Here is a 7,805-nt window from a genome sequence, read left to right on the forward strand (position 1 = left end):
GCTGTTTCCCTTGCTATTACCAGGTCACTCCTCTGCAACTCTTGGCACAATTTTTGCATTTTTACATAGAGAAAGTGATTTCTGTAAAAAGGTAGGGGGATATCAATGAGCAAAATAAAATCAGCTCAAGAGGCTGTAAAAATGATTAAAAATGGTTCCACCATTGCAACGGGCGGATTTGTGGGAAATGGGCATCCTGAGGAACTGACAAAAGCCGTGGAAAAAAGATTTATACAGACTCATGAGCCTAAGGATGTAACAGTGGTATATGCTGCCGGACAGGGAGACGGAAAAAACAAAGGATTAAACCATTTGGGGCACGAGGGTCTCGTCAAGAAGGTCATTGGTGGTCACTGGGGGCTCGCACCCAAGCTACAAAAGCTTGCTATTGAAAACAAAATTGAAGCCTATAATCTTCCTCAGGGGGTTATCACTCATTTATTCAGGGATATTGCTGCGGGGAAAGCCGGGACCCTTACTCATGTGGGGTTAAAGACCTTTGTTGATCCACGAAATGATGGTGGTAAGTTAAACGAAGCAAGTAAAGAAGAGCATGTGGAGCTCTTTACGATTCACGGGAAGGAGCTTCTTTTTTATAAAACCTTTCCCATTGATGTAGCACTCATTCGTGGCACCTTTGCTGATGAAAATGGAAACGCTACCATGGAAAAAGAGGCCGGGACCTTAGAAATCCTTTCGATCGCCCAAGCTGCAAAAAATTCCGGCGGCATTGTCATTTTACAAGTAGAAAAAATTGTAGAAAAAGGGTCGCTTGATCCACGAATGGCTAAAATACCGGGGATTTACGTGGATGCAATTGTTGAGTCACAGCCGGAAAATCATATGCAGACGTTCGGGGAGCAATATAATCCATCTTATTCAGGGGAAATCAAAGCTTCTCTTAGTTCTCTTCCCCGCCTTCCTTTAGATGAAAGGAAAATTATTGCCAGGAGATCAGCGATAGAACTGGTTCCAAATGCCATCACCAATTTAGGAATCGGTATGCCAGAAGGGGTTGCGATGATAGCTGCTGAGGAAGGAATAGGAGACCAAATGCGTCTGACCCTTGAATCTGGTCCTATTGGTGGAGTGCCTGCAGGGGGACTGAGTTTTGGTGCTTCCATGAACCCTGACATTATTATCGATCAGCCTTATCAGTTTGATTGACGGCGGAGGATTAGACGTTGCGTTTTTAGGGCTTGCCCAATTAGATTATCAAGGAAATGTAAATGTTAGTAAATTTGGTCCAAAGATAGCCGGGGCAGGCGGGTTTATTAACATCACTCAAAACGCTAAAAAAGTCATTTTTTGTGGGACGTTTACAGCAGGCGGCTTGGAAATTGAGGTTAATGAGAATGGAAGCTTGTCTATTGTAAGAGAAGGAAAAATCAAAAAGTTCGTTGAGAAGGTAGAGCACATAACATTTAGTGGTGAATACGCAAATGAAGTCAACCAGCCTGTTCTCTATATTACAGAAAGAGCCGTCTTTCAACTTGGAGACGGGAAAATTACATTAGTAGAAATCGCCCCTGGAGTTGATCTTGAAAGAGACATCATCCAACAGATGGGATTTGTTCCAGCCATTTCACCCCATTTAAAGGAAATGGATCTCGCAATTTTTAAGGATGAAAAAATGGGGATGACGTTTGATAAAGAAAAAAGGATTGCCGTGTTGTAGAAAGGAGGGAGAAAGAAAATGCTAGGTATTTTTATAGGGTTAGCTCTGCTGATGTTCTTAGCTTATAGAGGCTGGTCAATTATTTGGGTCGCACCAATATGCGCAGGTGTGGTAGCGCTTACAGGAGGACTTGATCTTTTGGACGCGTACAGGGACACTTACATGGGAGGCTTCGTAGACTTTGCAAAAACCTGGTTTCCCGTATTTATGCTTGGGGCGATCTTTGGAAAGTTGATGGAAGACACCGGAATGGCCCGTTCCGTAGCGGTTGTCATTACAAAAGCTATAGGAACAAAACGAGCCATCCTTGGAGTCCTGCTTTCTGCAGCGGTGTTAACCTATGGCGGGGTTAGTTTATTTGTGGTCGTTTTTGCTGTTTATCCTTTAGCTCTTGCTTTATTCAGGGAAGCAAACATACCGAGAAGATTGATTCCTGGAACGGTGGCTCTTGGCGCTTTTACATTTACAATGACAGCTATTCCGGGCACGCCACAAATTCAAAACCTTATCCCCATGGATTATTATTTTACTAATGCCATGGCAGCTCCTTTTATGGGAATAAGCTCGGCTCTTGTCATGGCAGGGGGTGGATATGCTTATCTTAAGTGGAGGGAAGGGAAGCTAAAGGCAGCTGGTGAAATATTTACAGAGCCAAAAGAAGAAAATAGTTCAAAAAAAGAAGAAAAATCCCCTAACGTGATTCTGTCATTTATTCCATTAGCAGCTGTTGTATTTACGTTAAACGTTTTAGAGTGGGATATCGTTGCCGCTCTTATTACTGGAATTTTACTTATTATGATATTTAATATAACCAAGTTTAAAAGGTTTGTTAAAGCGATTAACGGCGGCGCAAGCGGCTCAGTTATAGCTATTATCAACACTAGTGCAGCTGTTGGCTTTGGGACGGTTGTCCGGCACGTTCCCGGGTTTGAGAGATTAACAGATGTGTTGCTTGGCATTCAGGGCAGTCCGTTAATCTCACAAGCAGTAGCGGTAAATGTTTTGGCCGGGGCAACAGGTTCTGCTTCTGGAGGGATGGGGATTGCTTTAGAAGCTTTAGGAGCCCGGTACTATGAGATCGCCCAGACAACCGGAATCAGTCCAGAAGCATTTCACCGAGTGGCTTCCATTGCGTCCGGAGGACTGGATGCTCTTCCTCACAATGGTGCAGTCTTAACACTATTAGCCATTACAGGGATGACACACAAAGACTCATATAAAGATATTGCCGTTGTAGCTGTGTTAATCCCTGTATTATCAGTTATTCCAGCTATTATTCTAGCAAGTGTAGGAATTTATTAAAGATTAAAGGAGGACTTACAATGCGTGTATCAGATAAAGTAGCGGTAATTACCGGAGGAGCAAGAGGAATTGGAGCAGCTACAGCTTTGAGGTTTGTCGAAGAAGGGGCTGCGGTGGTAATTTTGGACATGAATGAAGAAGAAATTCATAAGACTGTGAAAGAGCTAAAAGCAAAAGGGGGAACAGCTGTCGGAAAAACGGTAGATGTAACCATTGAAAAAGAAGTGGAATTGGCGTTTAAAGAGATTTATGAAGAATTTAAAAGAATTGATGTCGTTATAAATAATGCTGGCATTACAGCAGATGCACAGCTTTTAAAAATGAAAGAAGAAGAGTGGGAGAAAGTAATAAATGTAAACCTTAAAGGGGTATTCCTAGTTGGAAAAACGGCTGCATCATATATGAAAGAAAAAGAAAGCGGTGTTATCTTGAATGCATCCTCGGTTGTTGGAATCTACGGAAACTTTGGACAAACTAATTACGCTGCGACAAAAGCAGGGGTTAATGGTCTAACGAAATCTTGGGCAAAAGAGTTAGGACGCTATAACATACGCGTAAATGCTGTTGCGCCTGGCTTTATTCTGACCCCAATGACGGAGAAGATGCCTGAGAAGGTTCTCACAGTAATGAAGGAGAAATCACCTCTTCAAACGCTTGGCACCTCCGAGGACATCGCTAATGCGTATCTTTTCCTTGCCTCAAACGAAGCTCGATTTATTACTGGCACCGTTCTTAGCGTAGATGGTGGCGTTGTTATTTAAACTGTTTCGTCAAAAGTAGTTGCTGTGTAGCGCCACAAAGAAACTTTGGTTTTTGGTATAACTTTTTAAAGCTAATATTTAACTCAATTCATGAAGAATTATGAAGTGAAAGAGGTGGTTAATCATTGGGAGCTCATTGGATTGCAAAAGGCTGTCAACTTACAACCAAAAGAGGGGAAATCCCCTCTTTTTTGTTTTCCTATATAGCTTCAGAGGCCTATGGATAAAATCCGAATGCTCAAGTACAAGGAGGTGGACAAGGCCTCTTAGGGAGCATAGAGAGAAAAGTTACTTTAAAGGAAGGAGAAAACATATTCTTTTCTTCTCGTCTAGACGGAGCCGGAGGAAAATTCTCGCATTAATCCACCTTAATTTCCTTATTGGCATTTTCGTACTGTTCATTCACTACAATCTCTACTTTGTAGGTTCCATTTTCTGGAGCTTGTTCCCCTATTTTGTACTTATTTTGTGCCCCCGCAATCATCGCCAAAAATCATGTTACCTCTTTTTCTCCTGCTCTTTTAAATCTATTTACAAGGGGGATGAGGGAGAACCTAACAGGTATTACACCCCTTTAGATAGCTCAGCTCTATTCTTCTTCTCTTTCACCCGTAAGAGATAAAACGTAATCAATCAAGGCTTCTTGGTCCTCTTCGGAAAATCCAGCTTCTTCATCTATCCAAAATTCATGACCAATGCCTTCTATATTTATATCCTGTAAATCTTGGGAGGACCGGTTGGCTTCAATAACTTGCTGACGAAGCTGTCGATCCACAATTGCAAGCATACTGTTATATGGGTCCGGACGAATACCTTGAAGTAAAGTTCCTGGAATCCCTATATCCTTATTTTTATTTGGACCTACAGCTACTCCTCCGTCATGGAGATAAGGAGCCTGCCAGTATACCCCTGCTAATCCTTTAACTTTGTAGCCTCCTTGGGATTTTCCATGAGCAAATCCTAGGTCCTTTTGCTTTTCCTCAATGTGATCCGTTGGGGCTTTTATTATGGTAGCATCCTCTGGAACCGGTACAGGAGTGTCTGGTGAATATATAAGTGGTTCATCCCATACTTTTTCTGTTGCCTCTAGTGCTTTGGCTCTTGATGGCTGGGTTCCTATGTCATCTACTGGAATAATGAGGTTATTGGTTTTGAAACGCCCTGCATGACACGATACACATCCACCTTCATGAAATACTTCTCGCCCTCGAGCCAATGTTGATTCGTCCGCTTCCCGGTGAGGTTTAGGTGGGACAAGTGTGTTTTGAAAGGCAGACATCGAATTATTTTGTTCATTCACCCCACGGCCTGGTGAGGAGGCAACGTAGCCTTGTGGCGAAATAATTGATACATCGGGAAACGTCGGCAACTTTACCGTTTCATTTACGCCAGGTTGTCCAGGATGAGGGTCTACGCCTGCAAAAAATTCTGATGGGAGTTGATCAGATTCAGGATCATACCGAAAGTTCTCATTCGCCGCGTTTTGTAATAATGTTCCTAAGTACACCTCAGGATCGATATCTAACAGTTCCTCACTAATTTGTGATTGGGCAATCGCATCCGCTCCTTGCGCTTGGACATTGTTATTCAATGTGGTCAACCCTCTAAAGGTTCCTGCCATTCCCATACCAGACCAACTATAGGGATGGTCTCCAAACGTAAAGGAATCACTTACTTGAGTAGGGTTGGCTTCCATATCAATCGTCGCGTCAAAAAAACCTGGCGGCCACTTCATTAATGTTTCGTCCACAGCAGTTTCAAGAGCCTCAATATCAGGTAAGGGCTCTGTCTCGCCTTTAGTCGTTTCTACACTGCGGTGAACATCTTCTACGTAGTTTTCCAAATTTTCAACATCGGTATGAGTGAAATAAGAAGCACTGTTGCTTGCTAATGCCATTAATGTGCCTGTGTTTAAATCTGTATTTGTCGCTCCTTCCACGACATTTCCATTGTTTTTCATATCGACACTGGCATGACAAAGCGCACAGCTGATCCCAGCTTTCACTCGGCCTCGATCAACGGTTATGGGCATACCCAGAGGCATCACGGCCCCTCTTGGAACATCTAATCCGGTATCAATCATGGTTCCCTTTTCAAGAGTAATTCCACCAATGGTGACTGTTTTAGGGAGTTCCACTTGCAAGTTATCGGTGGGGTTGCCTGCTAGTTTTACAATCGCCTTCATGAAATCATAAATGGATAAGGGCCCATCTAGAATTCCCATCACGTCAGTAAGAAACACTTCATTGCCGAATGTTTCTTCATAAAAGGATTTCCTGCCAAGGTCTAAAATTTCTTCATCAACTTGAACAGCTCCATTTTCTTCTGACAAGTATGCACGACCTTCCTCTGTTTGCAGCAGCTCTTCTGCTTCTTTTTCTGAAACAGCGTCGCCCCACACATCATAAGCTTCCTCTGGCCTCCCACTGTCGGTATATACAAGATCTGCATTTATGATCTTGTTGTAAGAAGGAGTGTAGCCAATAGTAAAGTTACCTAAAAAAAAGAAACCTACAGCTGCAAGGAGGATGATTCCTGTAATAATTCCTACCCATTTTAAGTATTTCACCATAAAAAACCCCTTAGGAAAGTTATGTTTAAAAAATATACTTTCCTTAAAAAAGTTTTTTATAGGTGAAATTCTAAAAGATTAATGGTAATTATGGGAACCAATCCGCCGCCAAGTGATACTGCTGGTGGAATAGGAAACGTTTGCCGATATCTACCTGTTCTAATACTGATTTACACTATCTTATAATTTTTCCGATTATTATTTCACCTACAGTGAAATAATTTGTGGTTGTGTGCCCGGCATGGGTATAAACTCTAGGGTTAAAGTCCCGAACGGTGAAGGTCGTTGTAACCGCTAGTCAAAGGCAAGGGTGTCCAGGGTGACCTGGAATCTGAAGGAAGCCGGAGACAAACTTCCGCCCCGAGGAATACGAACCTCATAGAAGGCTGTCTGTCTGGGATGAGTCTGCAATACAAGACAAAGCCCCAACGACCAAAGGGATAGACAGTAAATGAGGCGGGGATATGGAAGGGAAGTTTATGCCCTTACCCGGGGAGGTCTGATGGGAACGCCGCACACATGCGGTAACCGATTCTCAAAGAATCGCTGAACCATCAGAAGTCAGCCGAAGCCATAGTACCTTACCTTCCGGAAGGTAAGGGAAGGGCTGAATCATAAAATGAGTACCATTTCCCTGGCGTACGCGTCATCCGATGACACAGAATAGACCAACTACCTACGAAAGAGAAGTGAAGTCTTCGAGGGCGCAGGTAGGGTGGAGGATGGTCGCCACACAAAAGAACGAAATGGTCACGTGGAGGGTGAGCAACATGTTGGAACACATTCTACACCGAAACAATCTGAATGCCGCCTACTACAAGGTGACAAAGAATAAAGGAAGTCACGGCGTTGATGGAGTTCCCACTTCCGAACTGAAAGCTCAGATTTCGGAAGAATGGGACACCATCCACGACCAACTTCTGAAGGGTACGTACCAACCGTCTCCCGTCCGTCGAATCGAAATCCCGAAAACGAACGGAGGCAAACGGAAGTTAGGTATCCCTACGGTGATGGATCGTACGATCCAACAAGCGCTCAACCTCTATCTTCAATCGATGTATGACCCTAAGTTTTCTCCGCAAAGCTATGGGTTCCGACCAGGAAAGCGAGCACATGATGCGGTGAGACAGGCGAAAGCCTATATCAATGAGGGGTACACCTGGGTGATAGACATCGACCTCGAGAAATTCTTCGACCAGGTTAACCATGACCGGTTGATGCGAACGCTAAGCTTCCGCATTAAAGACCCCCGGGTGCTTCGTCTTATCCGAAAATACCTCCAAGCAGGCATTATGGAAGGTGGGCTCACGACCCCAAACCGAAAAGGAACACCACAGGGAAGTCCATTAAGCCCACTCCTTTCTAATATTGTGCTCGATGAACTGGATAAAGAATTGGAATCCAGAGGGCTTCGCTTCGTTCGGTTTGCCGATGACTGCCAAATATATGCAGGTTCTAAACGAGCCGCCGAGCGAATCCTCAGGAATATGAC

Annotated in this window: 5 protein-coding genes and 1 pseudogene; 4 read left to right on the top strand and 2 right to left on the bottom strand. The window is 43.6% G+C overall.

The window, feature by feature from the left end; translation table 11 throughout:
* Positions 1-105 precede the first annotated feature (105 nt).
* The 3 genes and pseudogenes from CEF17_RS18345 (at position 106) to fabG (ending at position 3,741) form a co-directional block, all read left to right on the top strand.
* Positions 106-1,678 (top strand): annotated as a pseudogene (locus CEF17_RS18345) (acyl CoA:acetate/3-ketoacid CoA transferase).
* Positions 1,679-1,696: 18 nt separating this feature from the next.
* Positions 1,697-2,980, top strand: coding sequence for a GntP family permease (locus CEF17_RS18350; RefSeq protein WP_100400977.1), 1,284 nt, complete (start codon positions 1,697-1,699; stop codon positions 2,978-2,980).
* A 20-nt stretch (positions 2,981-3,000) separates the two neighbouring features.
* A complete protein-coding gene (gene fabG, locus CEF17_RS18355) occupies positions 3,001-3,741 on the top strand; it encodes a 3-oxoacyl-[acyl-carrier-protein] reductase (RefSeq protein ID WP_100400978.1) in 741 nt (246 codons plus the stop codon).
* Between the two features lie 358 nt (positions 3,742-4,099).
* Here the strand turns inward: fabG and CEF17_RS20170 are convergent, their stop codons facing one another.
* Together CEF17_RS20170 and CEF17_RS18360 are read right to left on the bottom strand one after the other, a co-directional pair.
* A complete protein-coding gene (locus tag CEF17_RS20170) occupies positions 4,100-4,231 on the bottom strand; it encodes a hypothetical protein (protein WP_332835320.1) in 132 nt (43 codons plus the stop codon).
* A gap of 99 nt (positions 4,232-4,330) precedes the next feature.
* On the bottom strand, positions 4,331-6,313 hold the full coding sequence (locus tag CEF17_RS18360; protein ID WP_198509030.1) for an electron transport protein: 1,983 nt from the start codon (positions 6,311-6,313) through the stop codon (positions 4,331-4,333).
* Between the two features lie 770 nt (positions 6,314-7,083).
* Between CEF17_RS18360 and ltrA the strand changes: the two genes are divergently transcribed.
* Positions 7,084-7,805 (top strand): group II intron reverse transcriptase/maturase (gene ltrA / locus CEF17_RS18365; protein WP_232725697.1); only part of this gene is annotated, 722 nt, incomplete at its 3' end.

The sequence above is a fragment of the Bacillus sp. FJAT-44742 genome (assembly GCF_002797315.1).
Taxonomy (GTDB): domain Bacteria; phylum Bacillota; class Bacilli; order Bacillales; family Marinococcaceae; genus Thalassorhabdus; species Thalassorhabdus alkalitolerans.

What these genes read in the sequence shown, in the direction of transcription:
- CEF17_RS18350 (WP_100400977.1), top strand. Translation starts at nt 1,697, where the DNA reads ATGCTAGGTATTTTTATAGGGTTAGCTCTGCTGATGTTCTTAGCTTAT.
- fabG (WP_100400978.1), top strand. Translation starts at nt 3,001, where the DNA reads ATGCGTGTATCAGATAAAGTAGCGGTAATTACCGGAGGAGCAAGAGGA.
- CEF17_RS18360 (WP_198509030.1), bottom strand. Translation starts at nt 6,313, where the DNA reads ATGGTGAAATACTTAAAATGGGTAGGAATTATTACAGGAATCATCCTC.